Source organism: Adlercreutzia sp. CNCM I-6215, assembly GCF_977072315.1.
The window spans coordinates 1-23,086 of the sequence record NZ_CDRVMA010000020.1 but is presented as its reverse complement, the minus strand read 5'-3'; the positions used below and the strand labels follow the sequence as shown (position 1 = coordinate 23,086).

The window sequence follows — 23,086 nt, the reverse complement described above, 5'->3', positions numbered from 1 at the left end:
GCTTGAACGAAGTGAGAGGCAGCGCCTTTAGACGCTGCCGGCCCCCCTCGGCCTTATAGGCCCAGAGCAAACCACCCCTTTGAGGGGTGGTTCATGATTGGGAAGGAAAGGAAGAGGAAAGGGTACGCGGTGAATTTGAGTTCGAAAGAAGCTAAGCGGTCGCGGGGGCAAAGGTCGGCGAGAAAGAGGCTGCTGGCCGCTGCGGTCGTAGGTGCCGTCGTGGTCGGTGCGGTGGGGGTGGGGTTTGCGGTTGCGCCGGATTCGGGGCTGCATCCCCTGACGGCTGACGTTGCTTGTCCGGTAGCGGGTTGCACGAACGGTGCGTGCCACGGATACGACGCCGTTCCCGAGCCCGACGGGCACAGCGAGATGCGCTGCCCCGAGGCTGGCTGCACATCGGTCGAGTGTCATGGGTGGGAGACGCTCGCGAGGCGCTACCACCAGGCCTCCGACATGTCTTTGAATCTGTGGATACTCATGCCCATAGTGCTGGTGCTGGGCCTTTGGGTGGTATCGCGTCGTTTGTCGAAAGGGGAGCGGCATGCGGGCGCCTAAGGTCATTTTCGATATTGTGTTGCTGGCTCTCTATTTGGTGGCGGCGAACCCGGCGTTGACGGGAGTGCCCTTTCACGAATATCTTGGGGCGGGCATCTTCGTGCTCATGGTTGCCCATGTTGTGGCGAGCGGTGAAGGCCTGGGCGGCCGCGGTCGTTGGGCGCAGCGCGTGCTCAACGGGGCGTTGCTGGTCGCGCTCGCGTTCTGCGTCGTATCGGGAGCTATGGTGTCGGGGACGCTGCTGCCTTCTTTGGGCTTCTATGCGACGGGCTACTATTTCTGGGGCCCATTGCATGCCCTATCCGCCAAGGTGCTGTTGGCCGCCCTGCTCGTGCATGTTGTTCTGCGCGCACCAGGGGCTCTGGCGGTGTTTCGTCATCGGGAAGCGCAGGTGGAAAAAAGGGTTAGTGGTTGAATGTGCGCGGAGCTTGAGTTTGTGTGCAGAATTTTGCGATTGGTAGACCTCCTGAAGCCAAATCGGACTCGAATGAGTCTTCCAATCGCAAAATCCTGCACAAATTAGAGCCATGGGATGCTGCCAATCGCAAAATCCTGCACAAAAGCCTATGAAGGCCGTGCGCCGAATGTCCTTGTGCGATAGTTTGGAAGGTGCCAGTGGTGTTTAGCCGGCATTCTATTATTCCAACTCCCTTGCCAGGTAGCGGCCGGTGAGACTGTCGGAGTTGGCAGCCACTTGGGCCGGAGTGCCCTCGGCGACGATGCGGCCGCCGGTCTCGCCACCGCCGGGCCCCATGTCGATGACGTAGTCGGCGTTGGCGATCATGTCCAGGTCGTGCTCGATGACCACGACGGTGGCGCCGTGCTCGATGAGCTTCTGCAGCACGCCGATGAGCGTTTCCACGTCCAGCGGATGCAGCCCGATGGTGGGCTCGTCGAAGATGAAGAGGGTGTCGTCCTGGCTGCGGCGCATCTCGCTGGCGAGCTTCAGGCGTTGGGCTTCGCCGCCGGAAAGCGCTGGCGTGGCCTCGCCCAAAGTGAGGTAGCCCAAGCCCAAATCGTGCAGGATCTGCAACTTGTCCCACACCTTCTTCAGGTGGGCGAGCGCGGAAAGCGCCTGGTCAACGGTGAGAGTGAGCACCTCGGGAAGCGATAAAGTGTGCACGCTTTCGAAATCGCCGGCGTGGCTGTAGGCCGTTGCCGGGCTCTCATGGGAGGCGGACTCATGGGCCGCGTTGCGCTCCATTTCGGCGTCGGTGGACAGTTCGACGTCGCCTTCGATGGCCATTTGGATGGCGTAGGCCTCCCGCCCGTAGCGGCTGCCGCGGCAGTCGGGGCAGGGGATGTCCACGTCGGGGAGGAACTGCACGTCCAGGGAGATCTGTCCCGTGCCGTCGCAGGTGGGGCAGCGCAAAGATCCGGTGTTGTAGGAGAACGCCCCGGCTTTCAGCCCCTGCTCCTTGGCGTTCGGCAGGGCGGCGAAGGCGCGGCGCAAATCGTCCAGCACGCCGGAGTAGGTGCCCACGGTGGAGCGCACGTTCACGCCGATGGGCGTGGCATCCACCAGGTCGACCCGCGCGATGCCCGGCGCGTCCACGGACAGCACATGCCCTGGCAGTGTCGTGCCGGCCAGTGACGCCTTCAGCCCGGCGACGAGGCTTTCCAGCACGAGTGTCGTCTTGCCCGAGCCGGATACGCCGGTCACGCAGGTCAGACGCCCTTTCGGAATGCGCGCTTCCAACGGATGCACGGTGTGGATGGCGTCGGTCTCCAATGCGATGGCCCCTTCGTCGAAAAGATGCTCGGGCGCGACGGGCGTGCGCACCCGCACCTTCGCCGTTCCCGCCAAAAACGGCCCGATGCGACTGACTGGGCTCGCTTCCACGTTGGCCACCGACCCCTGGGCGATGACGCGGCCGCCGTCGGCGCCCGAACCGGGGCCGATCTCGATGAGGTGATTCGCGTGGCGCAACACGGCCACGTCGTGATCCACCATCACCACGGAGTTGCCGTCGGCCAGAAGGTCGTCCATGACCCCGAGCAGCCCCTCGATGTTCGCCGGGTGCAGCCCGATAGAGGGCTCGTCCAGCACGTAAAGGACGCCGGTGGTGCGGCTGCGCACGGCGCGCGTGAGAGCCACGCGCTGGCGTTCGCCGTTCGAAAGCGTCTCGCTGGCGCGATCGAGGGTGAGGTATCCCAGCCCCAGCTGCTCCAGCCTTTGTATGGGCTCGGTCGTCTCGCTCGTGATGGAGTCGCACATCGGGCGCATTTCCGCCGGCAGCCACGGGGCCACGGTGGGAATCCAGTCGCGCAGCTCGTCCAGCGACAAGGCCGTCACCTGGGCGAGGTTGCGCCCGTCGATGGTGGACGTGCGCGCCTTCTCGGACAGCCGCGTGCCGTGGCAGTCGGGGCACACCGACTCGCACAGGAACTTCGCCACGCGCGCCATGCCCTTCTCGTCCTTCGCCTTTGCCAGCGCGTTTCTCACGGTATTCACGGCGCTGTAGTAGGTGAAGTCCAGCTCGGTGGCATGGTCTTTGTTCTTGGGAACATACAGAATGTGGCGCTTTTCCATGGGGCCGTGCAGTACGATGTCCTTCTCGGCATCGGTCAGATCCTTGTAGGGCACGTCGGTGCGCACGCCCATCTCGCGGGCCACCTGGGGCATGAGCGACCACATGAGGTTGCGCCAGGGGGCCACGGCGCCCTCTTCCAGGGTAAGGTTGGGATCGGCGATGAGCGTGGACTCGTCGATGTCGCGCACAACGCCGGTGCCGCCGCAGGTGGGGCAGGCGCCGCCGCTGTTGAAGGCGAGATCCTCGGCGGAGGGGCCGTAGAATTCCACGCCGCAGGTGGAGCAGGTGATGGGCAGATCGGCCGCCACGTTCAGGGTCGGCGCGTTCACATGCCCGTTGGGACACACGTGGCAGCCGAGGCGCGAGAACATGAGACGCAGGTAGTTCAAAAGCTCCGTGGAGGTGCCGAAGGTGGAATGGACGCCGGGAATGCCGGGCCGCTGGCGCAGGGCGAGGGCGGCAGGCACGTGCAGCACCTCGTCCACGGTAGCGCGTCCGGCCTGGGAAATGCGCCGGCGCGTGTAGGTGGAAAGCGCCTCCAGGTAGCGGCGGCTGCCCTCGGCGTATAGAACGCCCAGCGCAAGCGAGCTTTTGCCCGAGCCGGAGACGCCCGCAATGCCCACGAGCTGCCGCAGCGGCACGTCCAGCGAGAGGTTCTTCAAGTTGTGCACCCGCGCCCCGCGCACCTCAATGGCGGTAGGCTCGGTGAAGGCAAGAGGCGTGGCGGTTTCGATGTGTTCCATGGAGGCTCGATTCTCGCGCGATATGCAAAGCGCCCCGCGGCGGGGCGGGGCGCTTTCGAATTCTGGAGCCAACGAGCGGATTCGAACCGCTGACCTACGCATTACGAGTGCGTTGCTCTACCAGCTGAGCCACGTTGGCGAGAGTGCTTCTTGCGAAGCGGCTGTTTAGTATAGCGAACTGGGCGATGCTGCGCAAGCATTTGGAGCTGCGAATTCCTCTTTCGCGCACAACGGTGAAGGTGAATTGTGCCGAATTGTGCCGAATTGTGCCGCCTTCGGGAGTGGCGGCCTTCAATGGCCCTTCGGCACTTCAACATTTCGGCTGAATCTGGAAAGGCCGTGGGTTGAGGCGGGGGAGGGCGCTCCAACGCTATACTGGTCGCCATCGAAAAAACGGGGAGTGTGGCTTGAAACTCGCGGTGTGGTAGCACAGTCAAGCCGCTTAGGGTGACCTTGAGCGCGGCCGCCTCCTCTTAAGAGCAACGAGGTGCATTCATGAGCTTGAGGTTTTCGCTTGCGAAGGCGGCCGGCGCCGTTTCAACCTGGGGGCTGCGTCATGTGGCGAGGCGGCCTGCGGCTAATCTGCCGGGGAAGATCGCGCTCGCCATTGATCCGTCGCTGCTCGACGAGCTGCGCGGCAAGTGCGCGCAAGGCTCGGTCATCACCGTGGGCACCAACGGGAAGACCTCGACGAACAACCTGCTTGCCGACGCCTTCGAAGCTGCCGGGTGCACTATCATCTGCAATCGCACAGGGGCGAATCTGGCTGCGGGCATCACCTCGGCGCTTCTGCAGCAGCCGGCTGCCCAGTGGGGCGTTTTCGAATGCGACGAGCTGTGGCTCGCCCACGTGCTGCCCCGCCTGCGCTCGAACTATGTGCTGCTGCTGAATCTGTTCCGCGACCAGCTCGACCGCTGCGGCGAAATCGACCGCATCCAAACGTCCATTGCGGGGGCGTTGGCCGCCTCGCCGGACACCGTGCTCGTGTACAATGCCGACGACCCGCTGTGCGCCCGCATTGCCGACGAGGTGCCCAACCGCACGGTCGCCTATGGCCTGGACGAGTCCATGGGCCTGGCCCAGAACACCGTGACCGACGCCCAGATGTGCCAGAAATGCGACGGCATGGTGCGCTACCATTACCGCCAGTACGGCCAGCTCGGCGACTACTTCTGCGACCAATGCGACTTCGCGCGCCCGACATTGGACTTCGCCGGCCGCGACATCGCCATCGGCCCCGCTGGCGTGACCATGGAGGTCTGCGGGCCTGCCGGCTGCGAATCGGTGCACACGCCGCAGCCGACGCCCTACGCCGCCTACAATCTCGTGGCCTCTTATGCCCTTTGCCGCGAGGCGGGCATTCCCACGGCCGATTTCCAGCGGGCCCAGGATGCTTTCAACCCGAGCAACGGGCGCCTGCAGCGTTACCGCCTCGGCGGTCGCGACGTGCTGCTGAATCTGGCGAAGAACCCCACGGGCTTCAATCAGAATTTGAAGATCGTAGAAGCTGACCAGGGTCCCAAGATGGTGGCCTTCTTCATCAACGACCAGGTGGCCGACGGCCATGATATCTCGTGGATTTGGGATATCGATTTCGAAGAGCTTGCCGGACAGCCGGGCACGGTGGTGTTCGCTGGCGGCTCCCGTGCCCACGACCTGGCGGTGCGTTTGAAGTACGCCGGCATCGAGGCGGCGGTGATCGAGAACATCGAAGACGCCTTCTCCCGCCTGGGGGCGCTTGTGGCCGCGGGCACCCTGCCGGCCGACGCCGCCGTCTACGCCATCGCGAACTACACGGCCCTCCCCCAGGTGCACGCCGCCCTGAACGCCATGGAAGCCGCCGAACCCGCTGTCGCCCCCGCCCCGACGCCGGCCCCGATCGCCGAGGCCGCCGGCGCGAGTGCCGCTCCCACCTCGTGTCATCCTGAGCGCAGCGCCGAAGGCGCGGAGCCGAAGGATCCCGCAACCTCCGAGCCTTCCGCAACTCCCGCCTCTCTCGCATCTGAGGAATCCCCTGAGCCCCCCGTCATCATCGCCCATATGCTGCCCGACCTGCTGAACCTCTATGGCGACGGTGGCAACGTGCGCATCTTGGAACAGCGCCTGCGCTGGCGTGGCATCCCCGTGGAAGTGCGCCGCATCCAGCACGGAGAGGCGGTGGACTTCTCCCAGGTCGACCTCGTTTTCATGGGCGGCGGCCCCGACCGCGAGCAGAAGCTTGCCAGCGAGCAGCTGCTGGCGATGCGCGACGAGCTGGCCGTCTATGTGGAAGGAGACGGCCCGCTGCTCGCCATCTGCGGCGGCTACCAGATTCTCGGCCGCCAGTGGCTGTGGGGCGACGAGCTCGTGCCCGGCCTCGGCCTCATCGACATGGAGACGCGCCGCCCCGGCACGTCCGCCGACCGCCTCATCGACAACATGGTGCTGGAATCCCCCCTGGCCGCCCATCCTGTGGTGGGCTACGAGAACCACGCCGGCCGCACTTACCTGGGCGAAGGCGTGGAAGGCTTCGGCCGCGTCGTGTCCTCCTGCGGCCACGGCAACAACGATGACGATCGCGTGGAGGGCGCGCGCTACAAGAACGTTGTGGGCACCTATTCCCACGGGCCGCTGCTTTCTAAGAATCCGGAAGTGGCCGACTGGCTGCTCGCCCGCGCTCTCGAACGCCGTGCGGGGCGCACCGGAACCCCGGCCGCCGATCTCGCTCCTCTTGATGATGGCGCCGAGCTCGCCGCCAACGCCTCCATGGTCAAGCGCCTGTCGTAGGAGACGCTTCAATGCTGACGCTCCTGCTCGGCGCATCCGTGGCGAAGTTGTGGGCAATCTGCCGTTCTCCTATGGCTTTTCACTGGTAATGGGGCCCATTTTGTTGCGCCGTTCGGCAATTCTTTGCCAAAATGTTACTTCGAATTGAGCAATTCTTGGTTTTGCGGTGCTGCACGGCTTGCGGTTCTGCTCGCCAAGGAACACGAACCACGAAAGCGAGACCTTCCAGGATGGCCGAAACTCCAGGCAAGAACAACCCTCGTGCCCAACACGCATCCCAGCCCGTGGGAAAGTCGAACAATCCGAGGCATTCGCAGCCCGTCGGCGCCAACAACCCCCGGAACTCCCAGCCCCTTGGGAAGGCGACCAACAATCCGCGCCATTCCCAGCCGGTAGGGTCGAACAACCCCCGCCATTCGCAGCCCGTCGGCTCGAACAACCCGCGGCACTCCCAGCCGCTGCCCAAGCAGCCCGCCCTTGAAGGCATGGCGGCCAATGCCGTGCCGGCGCTACCGCCCATGGCCGAGCCCAACCCCTATTCCCGCGGAGCCACCGGCGACGACTACGCCAAGGACCGTCGCCGCAAGAAACGCCGCCGCATTCTGCTGGGCGTGCTGGCCTTCGTGCTCGTGGGCGTGCTCGGCGCCACCGGGGCCGCTTGGGCCTACATCTCCGGTATCGAGCAGGAGATGAACGAGGACATCACCCCCGAGGTCGTGGAAGCCTTGGAGGCGCCGGCCGAGTACGACGGCGGCACCTTCTACATGCTGCTCATGGGCACCGACAAGTCGGCTGCTCGCGAGCAATCGACCCAGTATGCTGGCGATACCTTCCGCTCCGACTCCATGATCCTCACCCGGGTCGATCCACAGAACAAGAAGGTCACCATGGTGTCGATGCACCGCGACACTGAGATCGAGATCGAGGGCTACGGCCTGCAGAAGCTGAACGCCTCCTACGCCATCGGCGGCCCGGCGCTCGCCATCAAGACGGTCTCCCAGATGGCCGGCGTGCCCATCTCCCACTACGCCGAGATCAACTTCGACGGCTTCGAGGATGTCGTCGATGCCCTGGGCGGCGTGGAAGTGGACGTGCCCATGGAGATCAACGACGACGAGGCCGGCGGACATGTGGATGCGGGCGAGCAGACGCTTTCCGGCGAAGAGGCGCTCATCCTGTGCCGTTCGCGCCACTCCTATGACGAGTACGGCGACGGCGACCGCTACCGCGCGGCCAACCAGCGCTTGGTGCTCGGCGCCATCGCCAAGAAGATCCTCTCGGCCGACCCCGCCACCATGGCCAACACCATTAGCGCGCTTTCCCAGTACATCACCACCGACTTCAAGGTGGGCGACATCGTGGCGCTGGCCACCTCCATGCAGGGCATCGACCCGTCTAAGGACATTTATTCGGCCATGGAGCCCACCATCAGCGAGTACAAGAACGACACCTGGTACGAGCAGCTGGACGTGGCCGCGTGGAACACCATGATGGGCCGCGTGCGCGAGGGCCTGCCCCCCACCGAGGTCGATGAGGTGGACGAGTTGAACGGCACCGTGCTCGCTAGCGTTGGCGACGGCAAGGCGGCCGCCAGCGACAGCGAGGGCGTTCAGGGCGTAAACGGCACGCAGCGCCAGACCTTCGGCGAGACGCGCACCGGTATCGTCACCATCAAGAACGGCAACGGCATCAACGGCGTGGGCGCCGAGGCGCTCGAGCGCATCAAACCGCTCGGGTATACCGCCGACGCCTCCAACGCAAACAGCTTCAGCTACGAGGAGACCGTGGTCGTCTTCGATACGCCCGATCAGCGCGTTTACGCCGAGGAGCTCATCGACGCCCTCGGCTGCGGCCGCGCCGTGCAGAACACCGACGGCGAGTACGTCTACGACGGCGACTTCCTCATCCTGATCGGTAGTGATTGGCACTAGGAAGCCGTGCATCTCATCAACCGAAAGGGCCCCGCATTGGGGCCCTTTTGCGAACAAAGGAGTCCCATGCGATTTGTTTCGTGGAATGTGAACGGCATTCGTGCTGTGCTGAAGAAGAACTTCCTGGAAGTGTTCGACGCCTTTAACGCGGACATCTTCGCCATTCAGGAGACGAAGTGCCAAGTGGGCCAGGTGGAGTTGGATCTGCCAGGCTACCACCAATACTGGAGCGCCGCCGAGAAGAAGGGCTACTCGGGCACGGCGGTGTTCACCCGCGAGGAGCCGCTGCGGGTGTTGCACGGTTTGGGCAACGAGTACCTGGATGCCGAGGGACGCATCGTGGCCTGCGAGTTCCCCCAGTTCTGGTTCGTGAACGTGTACACGCCGAACTCCCAGATGGAGCTCGCGCGCATCGATCACCGTATGGAATGGGACGATGCCTTCCGCGATTTCTGCAAGGGGCTTGAGGCCGGCGTGCTGCCCGACGGCGCCTCCAGCGACCCGAAGCCGGTGGTGATGTGCGGCGACTTCAACGTGGCCCACGAGGAGATCGACCTGAAGAACCCGGGCCCCAACCGCGGGGCATCGGGCTTCTCCGACGAGGAGCGCGGGAAGTTCACCGAGCTGGTGGACGCCGGTTTCACCGACACCTTCCGCCTGCTGCATCCGGACGAGACGGGCCGCTATAGTTGGTGGAGCTACCGGTTCCGCGCCCGGTCGACGAATGCGGGATGGCGCATCGACTACTTCCTCGTGAGCGATGCGCTGCGCGATCATGTGGTGGCCGCCAGCATCTACGACGACGTGGAAGGCTCCGACCACTGCCCGGTCGGCCTGGAGCTGGATATATAAATGCTGAAGATAACCGTCGTTGCCGTGGGCAAGCTGAAGGAGAAGTTCTGGGTGGCGGCCTGCGACGAATACTTGAAGCGGCTGCGCCCCTACGCGAAGGTGACCGTGGCGGAGATTCCCGATGTCGACCCGGCCCGCGCCGGCGGCGTGGAGACGGCCCTCGAGCGCGAGGGCGCAGGCATTCTGGCGGCGGTGCCGGAGGGGGCGCACGTCATCCTCATGGCCATCGAGGGAAAGCAGCGCTCGAGTGTCGACTTCTCCCGCCACCTGGACGATTTGGCCCTGCGCGGCGCAAGCGAGCTTGCCTTCGTCATCGGCGGTTCCGACGGCGTGAGCGATGCGGTGCGGGCACGCGCCGACGAGACGTTCTCTTTCGGCCCCATCACCCTGCCCCACAACTTGGCCCGCGTCGTGCTGCTCGAGCAGCTCTACCGCGCCTTCAAAATCTCCCGCGGCGAGCCCTATCACAAGTAATAGAAAGCGCGCCGAAAGCCATCGTTCAAGACGGCTTTCGGCGCGCGTGAAGCGACTTTCGCCTACGATCTATTTCTTCACGATCTCGATGGTCACTTCGGCCGGGGCGGGCAGCTCGGCGGTGCAGTGGGGGCAGCGGGTGGCGCCCACGTTGATCTCCTCCAAGCAGAAGGGGCAGGTGGGGGCATGCTCGATGACTTCCTCGCCCTTGGCGTTTTTCAAGAAGGGCAGCTTCGCCGTGCCGTCCTTCATCTTGTTGAAGGCCTTCACGATCATGAACACGACCCACGCCACAATGAGGAAGTTGATGATGGCGCTGATGAACGCGCCGAAATCGATACCGTTCTCGGTGCCGGCGACGGGGATGGTGAGGCCCGCGACATCGGTGCCGTTGCCCCCGGTGATGAGTTTGATGAGCGGGTTGATGATGTCGTCGGTCAGCGACGTGACGATGGCGGTGAACGCCGCGCCGATGATGATGCCGACGGCCATGTCGATCACGTTGCCGCGGTTGATGAACTCTTTGAACTCGGCCAGGAGGCTTTTCATGGTCGATCCCTTCTTGCGTGAAACCTTCTGCCAAGGTATTATGCCGCTCTTTTGCCGTGTGTCCATAGCGTCGTGATAACATGGCGCCAACCGTTTACAAGGAGTTACGACAACCGTGGATACAGCGAAAATCGAAGCAGGCGTCCGTCTGATTTTGGAAGGCGTCGGGGAAGATCCCGAGCGCGAGGGGCTGCGGGAGACGCCGGCGCGCGTGGCCCGTATGTACGAGGAAGTGCTGGGCGGCCTGGAAGAGGATCCGTCGCGGCATTTCGACGTGACCTTCGACGAGGGCCACGAGGAAATCGTGCTGGTGGGCGACATCCCCTTCTTCAGCATGTGCGAGCATCATCTGGCGCCGTTTTTCGGGAAGGCGCACGTGGCCTACATTCCCGGCGAGGACGGCCGCATCTGCGGCATCTCGAAGCTGGCACGGCTTGTGGACGGCTTCGCCAAGCGCCCCCAGGTGCAGGAGCGCCTGACCGGGCAGATCGCCGACACGCTGGTGGAAGCGCTGCATCCCGCCGGCGTCATCGTGGTGCTGGAGGCCGAGCATATGTGCATGTCCATGCGCGGCGTGAAGAAGCCGGGCGCAAAAACGACCACGCGGGCCGTGCGCGGCTGCTTCGAAACCGACGCCGACGCGCGTTCCGAGGCGCTGTCGCTGATTTTCCGCCACTAAAGCGATGCCCGTTTCGCTGCGGGCGAGCATGAAGCATCTGCCCGCGCCAGCCTAAGCGGGCGCAAGCGAGTTGAAGGATTCCGTCCCCACTAGAAAGAAGGTTTCCCATGAAGTGCGTCATCTCCGTCCTCGGCAAGGACCGCTCCGGCGTGGTGGCTGCCATCGCCACGACGCTGGCCGACTGCGGCGCCAACATCGATGACATCTCCCAGACGATTCTCGGCGAGGGCCGCATGTTCTCCATGACCATGATGGTGACGCTGGATCCTGCCGTCGCCGACTTCAACACCGTGCAGGAGCGCCTGGCCGCCGACGGCGAACGCCTGTCCATGCAGGTTCTCATCCAACGCGAGGACGTCTTCCAAGCGATGTATGAGATTTAGGCAACACCGCGCTTAGCCCCCGATGCCTTTTGCGCGTCAGGGAAAGGGCGTGGTTGGTGGCATTCCCGCTTGACTGATCGAGTAGAATGAAAGTCCAATGAAAGGAGGAGCTTTATGGCGCATGTCGTCGACGTGGCAGCGTATATTCTCGAGTGTCTCGGAAGTGTTTCAACCATGAAGCTCCAGAAGCTGACTTTTTATAGCCAGGCGTATTATCTGGTTGAGCATGGAACACCGCTTTTCCCCGAAGAGTTTGAGGCATGGGCAAATGGGCCCGTGGCTCCAGATTTGTTCAAGAGGCATAAAGGCGAATTCGTAGTTTCGCGCGGCTTTTTCGGTCCTTTGTTGGAGCACGCTCTTACAGAATACGAATACGCGGCGATCGACCATGTCGTTGGTTGCCTGAAGAACTGGACGGGAGCCAGTCTCAGCGAATTGACTCATAGCGAAGCTCCGTGGCTTAATGCTCGCAGTGGGCTAGCGCCCAATGCGCGATCGAAAAGGCCCATTGCTATCGGTTGCATGAAGGCCTATTACGAAACGAGGCCGGCTGGCAACCCGGTGTTCGCATGAGCGCAAATTGGATTTCGAAAACCAAGGTAGGAAAAGCGGGGGAGGCATTGACTTCCCCGCTTTCTTCTTCCGAGGATCGTGCGACTGCGCTCGAGGTTGTGAATTACTGGAGAGGGATTCACGCCGAGGCGCTCCAGCGAGCCTTCGGGGATATAGAGGGCCTGAACGCGGTCGGCTCCGACGTGCTTATTGCGGGGCGAATCAAGAAGCTGCCGACGATTGTCGATAAGCTCGGAAGGCCGGACGCTCCCTCCGATCTTCAGACGATGTACGACATTGCGGGATGCCGACTGGTGGTGCCCGATCTAGCGACACTTGAGCGTGTCTATAGCGAGATCGCTTGCCTGCCTGCATTCGATGCTCCGAAAACGAAGCGCCATGATTACATTGCATACCCTCGTCCGAGTGGCTATCGCGGAAAACATGCGATCTTGCATTATTGCGATCTGAAATGCGGCCATAAGCTGTTTGTTGAGGTTCAGCTGCGGACGGTGCTTCAACATGCTTGGGCAACGGCAGTGGAGATGCACGATGTGGCTGTGAAAAGTCGGTTGAAATTCAATGAGATCGATAACCCTGCTGGACGGTTTTTCAAGAAGGCGGCTGTGCTTATTGCCCAACTAGAAGAACAGGGAGAAATTGACGCGAGCGCTATTCGAGGTCTCGCCGACGGGAGGCCGGAGTTGTCTTATGCCATTGAGGCAAAGGAAACGCTTAAAGCCGCCAGTAACGCCGTCTACTTTCTCTCCGACGATGCGAATAGGGATGTCGCCGACTACTATCTCGTTGACCTCGTCGCGGACGAGCAAACGCTCGAGCTTACACCGCTTGATTCCATAGCGGCCCTTTCTCGATATTTCGAAGAGGAGGGCGCCGACCGCGACGGTAGCCGTGATCTGGTCCTTACAAAAGGAGCTTCCAAGGAAAACCTCGCGAAGCTGTATCCCAATTACTTTGGCGATATTTCCGAGTTCCTCAAACTCATCGAAAAGCATTTGGACGCGTTTGCGTAAGAAAGGCAGGAAGATGGCCGCGTCGACTTCGCCCGCATGCGGCCGCTCGTCTACGATTCCACCCGCCGCATCTACCGCGTGGTAGGCGAAGAGGTCGGCGGCGCCTGGGAAGCCTGCAAAGCGCTGATGTAGGACGGCAGTTTATGGGAAACTATATTGCTGCGCGAATGAGAAACAGCGAAACGGGCGCTCCGTTCAACGATGGGGCGCCTTTGTATTCATGGCCGCATAGGGTCTTAAGATTGCCTCGCTCTCTGCGCGCTGTTAATTATGGGTGCTGCTCATGCGCTGGTAGAAATCCTTGGGGATGCGGCGGTGGCCGAAGTCCCTGACTCGATGCTGCCTTCGGTGCCTCGGAATATGATGCGGCAGGTGGCGCGGGCGCCTTGGGCGACGCGGGGCTGGTAATGGTATGACGACCAAGTGTCGAACTCGTACTTGAGCATGCTGGCACTAACGCGCTCGGCGATAAGCGCCGTAAGGGCGCGGCAGGTGTTCGCGACGGCCGCTTCGAAATCATCGTCCTCGGGGAAGGCGTAGGCGAGAAGATAGACGTCTTCAACGAGGGAATCGGGATCCATAGAGAGCCCTTCAACATCAGTGATTGCGTCAACCGCCGCTCTCAGGCGTGCGTCATCAACGGCCATCGATGATCTCCCTCAACGCATCTTTGCGTCGATTGAAGGAGGCGAGTGCCTCCTTTTTAAGCTTGCTGTTCGTTGCGGGCTTGTCGGTAGCGCGCGCTTAAATGGGTATGTAAATGTGTAATTAACTGGTTGGCATTGATTTGGGAACGGGTAGGTTTTGGTTGGTTCTTCGGGGCGCCCCGTTTTTCGAGCATCATGGGCTTGCTTGGCGGATTGCTGTCGGTTAAGCGTTAGAATAGTCGGCAATCAGTGGTGGCTCCGAAGGCGACAGGGACGGAAGATGACCCGAATCTACACGTGCAATGTGCCCATTGAGGCGGATGTGGTGGATGCGTTCTGCTGGCTGCAGAAAGGATTCACCGACCAGTTCGTCTACTACGACAAGCAGAACCCGACCCGCTATATGGGACTCGGCCGCTGCATCGCGCTGCCCAGTTTGCGCGATGTGGAATACGAGTACGGCGAGGGCAGCTCGCTGCGTGAGGTTGCGACTGGTGCGGCTGCTAGTGAGGTCGCCGGTGGGGCTGGCGCCGGCCAGCCGCCGGTGTTCTTCTCGTTCAACCGCTTCGACGCCACCAATCCCGCGCCGGCCGACGAGTTGATGGCCTCCTTCCCGCGGCTGCGGTTCATGCTGCCGGAAATCGTGCTCATCGAGAACGAACGCGGGCGGTTTCTCCAGGTAAACTCGCTCGGTCCGGTGTATCCCGGTCGCGTGGCTCGCTTCACGCGCATGGTGGCCGCTGCACCGCCCCGCCAACGCGCGGTCATTCCATTTTCCCTCGAGCCCGATTCTCGCGAGGCCTGGGACGAGGCCATGGGTGCGGCGCTTGCGGCCATTGGGGAGGGCCGGGTGTCGAAGGTGGTGCTCTCGCGTCGGTTGCGCCTTGTGGCTGAGCATCCTTTCTCGTCGAAGGATCTGCTCGTGAACCTCATCGACGGCGACGCCCGGGGCACGGTGCTTCTGTACCGCTACGCCGACGTCTTCTTCTGCGGCTGCACGCCGGAGCTGCTCGTGCGCAAACGCGGCGATGCTGTGGCGTCGATGTGCCTTGCGGGAACGTGCCCGACGGGGGCCACCTCGGCGGAATCGGATGCGCTGGCGGAGGCGCTCATGGCTGACGGGAAGAACCGCGCCGAGCACGATTATGTGGTGCAGCTCATCCGCAGCGTGCTCGACCGTGTTTGCTACGACGTGGATGTGCCCGCAGTGCCCGAGATCATGCGGCTTGCCCACGTGCAGCACCTGTTCACGCCGGCCCGCGCCCGTGTGCTCGCTGGCATCACGCTGGCCGACCTCATGGAGGACCTGCATCCCACCCCCGCCGTGGCTGGCACGCCGGTGGGGGAGGCGAAGATGCTGCTGCGGGCCATCGAGCCCTACAACCGCGGACTCTATGCGGGAGCCTGCGGTTTCGTGGACGGCGCCGGCGACGGCGAGTTTTCCGTGGCCCTGCGCACCGGCGTTTTCGACGGCGAGATGGGCTATGTCTACGGCGGCTGCGGCATCGTCGGCGAGAGCGATGCGGACGCCGAGTACGAGGAAATTGACTTGAAGCTGCCACCATCCTTTCCGCTTTCGGCGCGTAGCCTCTTGTCGCGCGGCTCTCCGGGGGCGTTTCGTGCGCTATCATGGACGGACGAAATTCGCGAAAGGAAGTGGCGATGCCCATAACGACGACTCATCAGCAGGATACCGCGCTGTTCGTGGCGGCGTTTTTCGACGAGATGGTGCGCTGGGGCGTGTGCGAGGTGGTGGTGAGCCCCGGTTCGCGGTCGACGGCCTTGGCCATGGCGGCCTACGAACTGGAGCAGCGCCGACCCCAGGATCTGCGAGTTTACGTGGATATCGACGAGCGCGGGGCGGCTTTTCTCGGTTTGGGCCTTGCGAAGGCGAGCGGTCGCCCCGTGGCGCTCGTGTGCACCTCGGGCACGGCCTTGGCGAACTACTACCCGGCGGTTATCGAGGCGGAAACGTCCCGGGTGCCGCTCATCGTTCTGTCTGGCGACCGGCCCCCGCAGCTGCAGGGCCTCGGCGCGCCGCAAACCACCGACCAGCTGAAGGCCTACGGCAATCACGTGCGTTCCTTCCGCGCGATGCCCACCCCGCGCGGCCGCGACCGCGACATTGCCTTTGCCCGCCAGGCGGCCCGCGAGGCGGTGCTCGCCGCGCTTGGCCCGACGGCTACGCTGGCTCCCTACCGCGAGTCGGCGCCGGCAAAGGAGGGGTTGCGCGAGTCCGCGACGACCGGTGCGCTGGAAGGGACGGATTCTGCGATCGCGGCGGCTTCCCTCGGCAAGCATGCTGCTGTTTCAGCTGGCTCCGGAGCCGCCGCGCTGCCGATGGATCCTGCTGCCACCGTTGCGCTGCCGATGGATCCTGCTGCCACCGTCGCGATGCCGGCGAATTCCGCGATCGCTGGCGCTCCCGCCGATGCTCCCGCGCGGGATGCTGCTGGCGACTTTGCGGCCGCAGTCGCTGAAGAGGCCGATTCTTCCCAGCCGATCTTCTACAACGAGGCCGGCGACATTGTGAACTACAACCCAAACCTGCAGGTGGCTTCCCGTGCCTGCATGCACCTGGCCGGCCCCGTGCACGTGAACTTCCCCTTCGATGCCCCGCTCAAGCCCGATTTCGCCGGCGCCGATTTGCAGGCCATGCAGCGTGCCGCCCACGACTGCTTCGCTCTGGGCGCTCGCAACGCCAGTATCGCCGCGAAGGACGGCACCCTTCTCGATTTGGGCCCGCTCGTTGGCCCCGCAGGCACATTGCCCCAGGCCAGCATCGAGTCCATCGAGCGCCTTCTGTGGAAGCGGCCGTGTCTCGTGCTCGCCGGCGAAGGCTCCTGCGAAACCGTGGCCGAAGCGGAGGAGATTCTCGCCTGGGCCCGCAAGCTGTCCTTGCCCGTGCTCGCCGATCCGCTGTCGGGCCTGCGCTCCATCGACGACCCGCTCATCATCGACAACTACGACAACCTCTGCGCGCGCGCCGATTGTCCCGTGCCCGAGGTGGTCATCCGCTTCGGTCGCTATCCTGTCTCGAAGAGCGCAACCGCCCTGCTTGAGAGGACGCGCCCCGTCTCCCTGGCCGTCGACATCGCTGAGACCCGCGACTTCAACGCGGCCACAGACGTGTTCGTGGGCACGACGCCCCTCGGGTTCGTGCGAAGCCCCTGGCGCGCCGAGGGTCGCAAGGCTCAGCGCCGCTTTGCTGATGCCTGGGTCGCCCTCAACGACGAGGCGCGCCTGCGCATTCTCGCCGTGGAATGGGACGGCGTGGCCACCCACGATTCCGAGGCCACGGAAGGCGCCTACGTGCGCTCGCTTCTCGAGCTGGCGCCGGAAGGCTCGTGCCTCTTTTCGGCGAATTCCATGAGCATCCGTGCCGTGGACACCTTCTACGTAAAGGACGGAAAGCCCCTGGCTGTGATGGCCAATCGTGGACAGAACGGCATCGATGGCGTGGTTTCCACGGCGGTAGGCGCGGCGCAGCACTTCGCCCAGACGACGTTTCTTACCGGCGACTTCACGCTGCTGCACGACCTTTCCGGTTTGGCGCTCCAGCGCGAGATGCTGCTCCAGCGCCGCGGATCCGCAGAGACGCCGTCGCTGGTCATCGTTCTTCTGAACAACAACGGCGGCGCCATCTTCGACATGCTGCCCCAGGCCTCCGCCGACCCGTACTTCGAGCGGCTGTTCCTCGCGCCCCAGGACGTGCGCTTCACCGAAGCCGCCGCCGCCTTCGGCATCCCCTCGGCCAGCGTGCACACGGTCGGCGCCTTCCGCAGCGCCTACGAGCAGTTCCTCGGCACGCCGGGCATAAGCCTCATCGAGGTCGCCCTGCCCCTACGCGGCGTCCGCGACCGCTACGCCCCCTATCAGCGCTAACGCTTATGGGTTCGGGTGAGTTGTGCGATGGCGGGACGATTACGGAGGGACGCGGTGGAACCGTGGTGAGATCTGCCGGTGAAGGGATGGCCCCCTGCATCCTTCTGCACGGGTTCGCTCAAACGCCTGTGTCGTGGGATGCGGTAGCGCAGCGGCTGCAGGCGGCCGGTCACCGCGCCTATGCACCCGATTTGTACGAGTGCAAGGGCGACCTCAAGCTGCCAAGCGTTGAGGAAGTTTTGGAAGGTACGGAGGCGGGGGAAGACGGGGAAGACGGGGAAGACGGGGAAGACGGGGAGGGCGCGGAAGGCGACGCGAATGCCAAAAACGTCTCTGGGGCGGTGCGCGACCCGCTGACCTCCCTCGATGCGGCGTGTGATCGGGTGGCGGCCATCGTGCGTTTGGTCGCGCAGGTCGATGCCGCGCCCGTGCTCGTTGGCTATTCCATGGGCGGCCGCATCGCCGCTGAAACCGTGGTGCGCTATCCCAATCTGCCGCTGGCCGGGCTTGTTTTAGAAAGCGCGGGGCTCGGGCCTGCCGACGAAGCCGCTCGGGCCGCCTTAGCCGAGCGCAATGGCGCCTGGGCTCAGCGGCTTCGCGATGAGGGCGTTGCGGCCTTCATGGACTGGTGGGAAACGCTGCCGTTGTTCGCCAGCCAGCAGGCGCTTCCCGCGGAAGCGCGCGCCGCCATTCGAGCCGAGCGCACCTCCCGCGATGCAGAGCCTTTGACCCGCTCTCTGGAAGCCTGGGGCGCTCACCATCAAGCTGCCGAAGCGGTTACGCTTGGCGTCCTTGCCGACCTGGCCAACCGCGGCGTTCCGGTGCTCTACGTTGCCGGCGTTCTTGATGAGAAGTACTCCGCGGTAGCCGCCCGCGTCCGCGCTGCCGGCCTTCCCACAGAGCTCGTCCCCGATGCTGGCCACAACGCGCACCTCGAAGCCTCTTCCAATTTTGCGGGAATCGTTGAAGGCGTTCTCGCTGAAGATGTTCTTGATGGAGATGCCTTGGCGCGAAATGTGGCTTCAAAATCACGAAAGATCGGATACGGGGCCTAAAAGAGACCTTCCCGCGGCCTTTTTGGCTTAGAAATCACGAAAGATCGGGCGAAGAGCGCCAAAAAGGCCTCTCAGTAATACAAAAGCGCTCGTTTTCCCAGGTGGCGTATTACAAAAAAGTCTCTACTACTCCGATCGCGCCGATTTTTCGTGATTTTCAAGCCAAAAAGGAACTCGAAGTCGCGAAAGGGACTTAATGTCATCACGGCTTCCTGATATCTTCTAAGCCATGGCCGCGACAGTCGTGGCTGCAGCACCTTCTCGCCGGCTTTTCCAAATTATGACTCACAAACACACTTTATTATGCTAAAGTGTCGGCCATGATTTTCGTTCAGGGACATAAAGGTGGCATGGATGCGGCGGCGCTCGCTGTGGCAAGCCAGCACATCGCCCAGCAGTCGCGCGATGCGGTGGCCTGCGCCCTCATGAGCGCGCATAAGGCTGCCCAGTGTTGCACCGACGCGGTCGAGTGTGCGCTGGCCAGTGCGCACAAGGCGGCTCAGTGTATCGCCGAGGCGGCCCGCGCTGTTGCCAGCCAGCATGAAGCCCAGCAGTCCCTGCGCGAGGTCTCCCCACAATTTGAGTTCCGATACCAATAGCACACGGGTTTTCGCCCGTGGCTATTTTTTTGTAGCCCCGGGCGAAAAGTCGTGTGCGCCATCGGACGTATCCGCACACTGGAAGGAAAGAAGAGGGAAATGATCGCGAAAGTTCTTTTGGTAATCGCCTTCGTGGCCGTGGCCGTGGCGGTGGGCATCTACTGCCGTCGGCACACGGGCACCGTGGATGGCTTCATCCTGGGTGGCCGCAACGTCGGTCCGTGGATGAGCGCCTTCGCCTATGGTACGAGCTATTTCTCGGCCGTGGTGTTCGTCGGCTATGCGGGCCAGTTCGGCTTCAAGTACGGCATCTCGGCCACGTGGGCCGGCATCGGCAACGCCATTATCGGCTCGCTGCTCGCCTGGTGGGTCTTAGGCCCCCGTACCCGCGAGATGACCCATCGTCTGCAGGCATCCACCATGCCGGAGTTCTTCGGCAAGCGCTACGATTCCCGCGCCCTGCGCATCGCGGCGGCGGCCATCATCTTCGTGTTCCTCATCCCGTATACCGCCAGCGTCTACAATGGCCTGTCGCGCCTGTTCGGCATGGCCTTCGCGCTGCCCTACGATGTGTGCGTCATCGGCATGGCGGTGGTCACTTGCGTTTACGTGGTGCTTGGCGGGTACATGGCTACGGTTATGAACGACTTCATTCAGGGCATCGTTATGCTGCTCGGCATTATCGCTGTCATCGTGGCGGTCATCCTGAACAACGGCGGCTTCTCCGAGGCCATCATCTCGCTGTCGCAGATCCCCGCCGAGGGTTCGGCCATGCAGGGCCCCTTCGTCAGCTTCTTCGGGCCCGATTTGTTCAACCTGCTCGGCGTTGTCGTCCTCACGTCGCTGGGCACCTGGGGCCTGCCGCAGATGGTGCAGAAGTTCTACGCCATCAAGACCGGCCCGGCCATCAAGCAGGGTGCCATCATCTCCACCATCTTCGCCTTCGTGGTGGCCGGCGGCTCCTATTTCCTCGGCGGCTTCGGTCGCCTCTACGAGGGCCAGATCGAGTACGCCGCCAACGGCACGCCCATCTACGACTCCATCATCCCGACGATGCTGTCCACCTTGCCCGACGTGCTCATCGGCCTGGTGATTGTGCTCGTGCTGTCGGCCTCCATGTCGACGCTCTCGTCGCTGGTGCTCACGTCATCTTCTACGCTGACCATCGACTTTATCAACGGCAATATCATCAAGAACATGTCCGAGAAGAAGCAGCTCATCTGGATGCGCGGGTTGCTCGTGGGGTTCATCGCCATCTCCGCACTCATCGCGTTGTTCCAGTATCATTCCTCGGTGGTGTTCATCGCCCAGCTCATGGGCTACTCTTGGGGTGCGCTGGCCGGTTCGTTCCTCGGTCCCTTCCTGTGGGGCCTGTATTCCGGGCGCATTTCGAAGGCGAGCGTGTGGTGCTCGTTCGTCGTGGGTGTGGGACTGACCGCCGTGAACATGGGCCTGGCCCTTTCCGGCGGCACGCCGCTCATCGCGAGCCCCATCAACTGCGGCGCGCTGTGCATGATCATCTCGCTGGTCATTGTGCCGGCGGTGAGCTTGTTCACGCCGGCGGTGCCCTTCCAAATTAAGCCGCCGACGCCCGAAAGCGCCATCGACCGCGAGTACGACCGCGAGCTCGCTCAGGAGGAGCTGGAAAGCGCCACGGCAAGCGCTGCCGCCGACGCGTAAGAGCGAAGAGCCACAACTGAAGAAGAGAAACCCGGAAAGTCCCGTGTGATCGCGGGACTTTCTGTGACTAACTCGGATATACTTATGCTGTTCTGTCACCAGAAGGCCGGGGGCAGGGCACCGGCGTCAACCGTATTTCGTCGCACAGCGCAGAGGCGCGCGCATCGAGAGCGCTCGCGGTGCTCGCATCGCGCATTCGCGCACCGAGCGCGCCGGCGTCGCGCGTTCGCGGGTGTCATGCCCTCGGCCTCTTGAGGAAGGAAGGTCATGGAAGGGTTCGAACTCATTGCCACGGGCCTGTGGTCCATTGTGCCGCCGATTTTGGCACTGGTCCTGGCGCTCATCACCAAGGAGGTGTATTCGTCGCTGACCATCGGTGTGTTCACGGGCATGATCATCTACCAGTTCACACTGAACGGCGTCGGTGGCGAGCAGCTCGTTGCCTCGTTCACCATGGTGCCCCAAATGATGGCCGAGCAAATAGCCGGCAACGGGGCGCTGCTGTTGTTCCTTGCGCTTCTGGGAGCGCTTACCGTGGTCATCGCCACGGCCGGCGGCTCCCGCGCCTATGCGGAGTGGGTCACCACCCATGTGAAGAACGCCCGTGCCGCCTCGATCCTCACGGCGCTGCTCGGCATCATCATCTTCGTGGACGACTACTTCAACTGCCTCACTGTGGGCGCCGTCATGCGCCCGGTGACGGACAAGTTCCGCGTCAGCCACGAGAAGCTCGCCTGGATCATCGACTCCACGGCGGCCCCGGTCTGCATTATCGCGCCGGTATCCTCGTGGGCGGTGGCCGTGGGCGGCTACATGGGCGAGGACGGCTTCAACACCTTCGTGGCCTCCATCCCCTACAACTTCTACGCGCTGCTCACCATCTTCTTCGTGTTCTTCATGCTGTTCCTTCAGAAGGACTTCGGCCCTATGGCCGCGGCTCAGGCCGATGCCGAGGGCCGCATTCCGGCGGAGGGCTCGGCGCTTGAGGCGGTGTCCCTCGCTCGCATCGCCGACAAGGCCCAGGTCGATTTGGAAGGCGCGCCGAACATTCCCACCGTGGTGACCGAGGAGGGCGACATCGACGATGCCGCCGCCGGGGCCATCGAGGAGTACAAGGGCCTGAACATTTCCGATCGCGGCACCATTTGGGATCTCATCGTGCCCATCCTGGTGCTCATCGTGTTCTCTATCCTGGGCATGATGTACATGGGCGGCTTCTTCAGCGGCGTCGATTTCGCCACGGCGGTCGGCGAGAACCCGGTCATGGGCCTGTGCATCGGCGCGGTGGTGGCGCTGTGCGTGGCGGCGGCCATGTTCCTGCCGCGCAAGCTCATGAACCTGGGCGGTTTCGTGGAGGCGATGTCGGAAGGCGTGCGCTCCATGATCGGCGCCATCATGATCCTCGTGCTGGCCTGGTCGCTCGGCGGCTGCTGCCGCTATCTTCTGGGTACCGGCGAGTTCGTGTCCGGCTTTTTGAACGGGCTGGGCGTGGGGCTCGACCTTCTGCCGGCGATCATCTTCCTGGTGGCGGCGTTCATAGGGTTCGCCATGGGCACGAGCTGGGGCACCATCGCGCTCATTCTGCCGATCATCATCGGCGTGTTCGATGCCGCTGACCCGCTGTTCCTCGTGGCCGTGGGCTCGGCGCTGGCCGGTGCGGTTTACGGCGATCATATCTCGCCTATCTCCGACACGACGATTCTGTCCTCGGCCGGTGCGAAGTGCAACCACCTGCGCCACGTGGCCACGCAGATTCCCTACGCGACCCTGGTTATGATCGTGTGCTTCGTGGGCTATGTCATCGCTGGCTTCACGAAGAGCCCCTGGATCTCGCTGGCGCTGGGCGTAGTGCTCATCGTAATCGCCGTGCTGGTGCTCGTGCGCATGGAGGCGTCGAAGAAGGCGAAGGCATAGCGAAGACGGCCGACCGTGCAGCTGCGCCTATGAAGGTGGCTGCGGGATGGCGCCCAGGCGATGCGATCACAGGTGCGGTCGCATCGCCTGGGCGCATACTTACTAGAGCAGAAAGGGCCTTGTTTTTCGTCGTTTTTTGCGTTTGTTAGCGCTATGGGGGTGCGGACTCCAAGTTGGACACCCAGGTGTCCGGAAGGGAGTTCGAATGTACGACAAGAGGGCCAAGCAGGATGCGCTGGATCTGTGGTTCTCGA

The 23,086-nt window shown here is 63.3% G+C and carries 19 protein-coding genes and 1 tRNA gene; 16 read left to right on the top strand and 4 right to left on the bottom strand.

The window, feature by feature from the left end; all coding sequences use genetic code 11:
- Nucleotides 1–219: 219 nt before the first annotated feature.
- Together ACW4LP_RS11865 and ACW4LP_RS11860 are read left to right on the top strand one after the other, a co-directional pair.
- Nucleotides 220–555 (top strand): hypothetical protein, encoded by a 336-nt coding sequence (locus ACW4LP_RS11865; protein WP_157012474.1) that lies wholly within the window; start codon nucleotides 220–222, stop codon nucleotides 553–555.
- A complete protein-coding gene (locus tag ACW4LP_RS11860; RefSeq protein ID WP_279056242.1) occupies nucleotides 542–970 on the top strand; it encodes a DUF4405 domain-containing protein in 429 nt (142 codons plus the stop codon). The genes ACW4LP_RS11865 and ACW4LP_RS11860 overlap by 14 nt, the downstream gene beginning before the upstream one ends.
- Before the next feature lie 222 nt (nucleotides 971–1,192).
- On the opposite strand, the gene ACW4LP_RS11855 is transcribed toward ACW4LP_RS11860, so the two are convergent.
- Together ACW4LP_RS11855 and ACW4LP_RS11850 are read right to left on the bottom strand one after the other, a co-directional pair.
- Nucleotides 1,193–3,832 (bottom strand): excinuclease ABC subunit UvrA, encoded by a 2,640-nt coding sequence (locus tag ACW4LP_RS11855; RefSeq protein WP_455798258.1) that lies wholly within the window; start codon nucleotides 3,830–3,832, stop codon nucleotides 1,193–1,195.
- 63 nt (nucleotides 3,833–3,895) lie between these two features.
- Nucleotides 3,896–3,971: transfer RNA gene (locus ACW4LP_RS11850), tRNA-Thr, on the bottom strand.
- Nucleotides 3,972–4,327: 356 nt separating this feature from the next.
- On the opposite strand from ACW4LP_RS11850, the gene ACW4LP_RS11845 reads away from it, so the two are divergent.
- The 4 genes from ACW4LP_RS11845 (at nucleotide 4,328) to rlmH (ending at nucleotide 9,855) form a co-directional block, all read left to right on the top strand.
- Nucleotides 4,328–6,598 carry a MurT ligase domain-containing protein gene (locus ACW4LP_RS11845; RefSeq protein WP_455803855.1) on the top strand — a complete coding sequence of 757 codons (2,271 nt, stop codon included), beginning with the start codon at nucleotides 4,328–4,330 and terminating at the stop codon, nucleotides 6,596–6,598.
- A 230-nt stretch (nucleotides 6,599–6,828) separates the two neighbouring features.
- Nucleotides 6,829–8,529, top strand: a complete 1,701-nt coding sequence (locus ACW4LP_RS11840; RefSeq protein ID WP_241521333.1) for an LCP family protein — start codon at nucleotides 6,829–6,831, stop codon at nucleotides 8,527–8,529.
- A gap of 66 nt (nucleotides 8,530–8,595) precedes the next feature.
- Nucleotides 8,596–9,381, top strand: coding sequence for an exodeoxyribonuclease III (locus ACW4LP_RS11835; RefSeq protein WP_114548570.1), 786 nt, complete (start codon nucleotides 8,596–8,598; stop codon nucleotides 9,379–9,381).
- Between the two features lie 3 nt (nucleotides 9,382–9,384).
- Nucleotides 9,385–9,855 carry a 23S rRNA (pseudouridine(1915)-N(3))-methyltransferase RlmH gene (gene rlmH / locus ACW4LP_RS11830; RefSeq protein WP_114548590.1) on the top strand — a complete coding sequence of 157 codons (471 nt, stop codon included), beginning with the start codon at nucleotides 9,385–9,387 and terminating at the stop codon, nucleotides 9,853–9,855.
- Between the two features lie 69 nt (nucleotides 9,856–9,924).
- Here rlmH and mscL read toward each other — a convergent pair whose 3' ends face one another.
- Nucleotides 9,925–10,404, bottom strand: coding sequence for a large conductance mechanosensitive channel protein MscL (mscL, locus tag ACW4LP_RS11825; RefSeq protein ID WP_114548571.1), 480 nt, complete (start codon nucleotides 10,402–10,404; stop codon nucleotides 9,925–9,927).
- Nucleotides 10,405–10,519: 115 nt separating this feature from the next.
- On the opposite strand from mscL, the gene folE reads away from it, so the two are divergent.
- The 4 genes from folE to ACW4LP_RS11805 all read left to right on the top strand — a co-directional run bounded on the left by folE (nucleotide 10,520) and on the right by ACW4LP_RS11805 (nucleotide 13,052).
- A complete protein-coding gene (gene folE / locus ACW4LP_RS11820; protein WP_114548572.1) occupies nucleotides 10,520–11,083 on the top strand; it encodes a GTP cyclohydrolase I FolE in 564 nt (187 codons plus the stop codon).
- Between the two features lie 107 nt (nucleotides 11,084–11,190).
- Nucleotides 11,191–11,466, top strand: a complete 276-nt coding sequence (locus ACW4LP_RS11815) for an ACT domain-containing protein (RefSeq protein ID WP_022741206.1) — start codon at nucleotides 11,191–11,193, stop codon at nucleotides 11,464–11,466.
- A 114-nt stretch (nucleotides 11,467–11,580) separates the two neighbouring features.
- Nucleotides 11,581–12,039: a Panacea domain-containing protein gene (locus ACW4LP_RS11810; protein ID WP_114548573.1), complete on the top strand. Its 459-nt coding sequence runs from the start codon at nucleotides 11,581–11,583 to the stop codon at nucleotides 12,037–12,039.
- On the top strand, nucleotides 12,036–13,052 hold the full coding sequence (locus ACW4LP_RS11805) for a RelA/SpoT domain-containing protein (RefSeq protein ID WP_114540094.1): 1,017 nt from the start codon (nucleotides 12,036–12,038) through the stop codon (nucleotides 13,050–13,052). The genes ACW4LP_RS11810 and ACW4LP_RS11805 overlap by 4 nt, the downstream gene beginning before the upstream one ends.
- Before the next feature lie 281 nt (nucleotides 13,053–13,333).
- On the opposite strand, the gene ACW4LP_RS11800 is transcribed toward ACW4LP_RS11805, so the two are convergent.
- Nucleotides 13,334–13,699, bottom strand: a complete 366-nt coding sequence (locus ACW4LP_RS11800) for a hypothetical protein (protein ID WP_114540095.1) — start codon at nucleotides 13,697–13,699, stop codon at nucleotides 13,334–13,336.
- A gap of 280 nt (nucleotides 13,700–13,979) precedes the next feature.
- On the opposite strand from ACW4LP_RS11800, the gene ACW4LP_RS11795 reads away from it, so the two are divergent.
- From ACW4LP_RS11795 to ACW4LP_RS11770, 6 genes are all read left to right on the top strand, one after another.
- Nucleotides 13,980–15,371: an isochorismate synthase gene (locus tag ACW4LP_RS11795; RefSeq protein WP_455803854.1), complete on the top strand. Its 1,392-nt coding sequence runs from the start codon at nucleotides 13,980–13,982 to the stop codon at nucleotides 15,369–15,371.
- On the top strand, nucleotides 15,362–17,584 hold the full coding sequence (gene menD, locus ACW4LP_RS11790; protein WP_227069457.1) for a 2-succinyl-5-enolpyruvyl-6-hydroxy-3-cyclohexene-1-carboxylate synthase: 2,223 nt from the start codon (nucleotides 15,362–15,364) through the stop codon (nucleotides 17,582–17,584). The genes ACW4LP_RS11795 and menD overlap by 10 nt, the downstream gene beginning before the upstream one ends.
- A 65-nt stretch (nucleotides 17,585–17,649) precedes the next feature.
- On the top strand, nucleotides 17,650–18,639 hold the full coding sequence (locus ACW4LP_RS11785; protein ID WP_278980036.1) for an alpha/beta fold hydrolase: 990 nt from the start codon (nucleotides 17,650–17,652) through the stop codon (nucleotides 18,637–18,639).
- Nucleotides 18,640–18,959: 320 nt separating this feature from the next.
- The gene (locus ACW4LP_RS11780; protein WP_114548576.1) at nucleotides 18,960–19,238 is read left to right on the top strand and encodes a hypothetical protein; all 279 of its coding nucleotides are present in this window, start codon (nucleotides 18,960–18,962) and stop codon (nucleotides 19,236–19,238) included.
- A 99-nt stretch (nucleotides 19,239–19,337) separates the two neighbouring features.
- A complete protein-coding gene (locus ACW4LP_RS11775; protein ID WP_114548577.1) occupies nucleotides 19,338–20,918 on the top strand; it encodes a sodium:solute symporter family protein in 1,581 nt (526 codons plus the stop codon).
- A 267-nt stretch (nucleotides 20,919–21,185) separates the two neighbouring features.
- Nucleotides 21,186–22,832 (top strand): Na+/H+ antiporter NhaC family protein, encoded by a 1,647-nt coding sequence (locus tag ACW4LP_RS11770; RefSeq protein ID WP_114548578.1) that lies wholly within the window; start codon nucleotides 21,186–21,188, stop codon nucleotides 22,830–22,832.
- Nucleotides 22,833–23,086 lie beyond the last annotated feature (254 nt).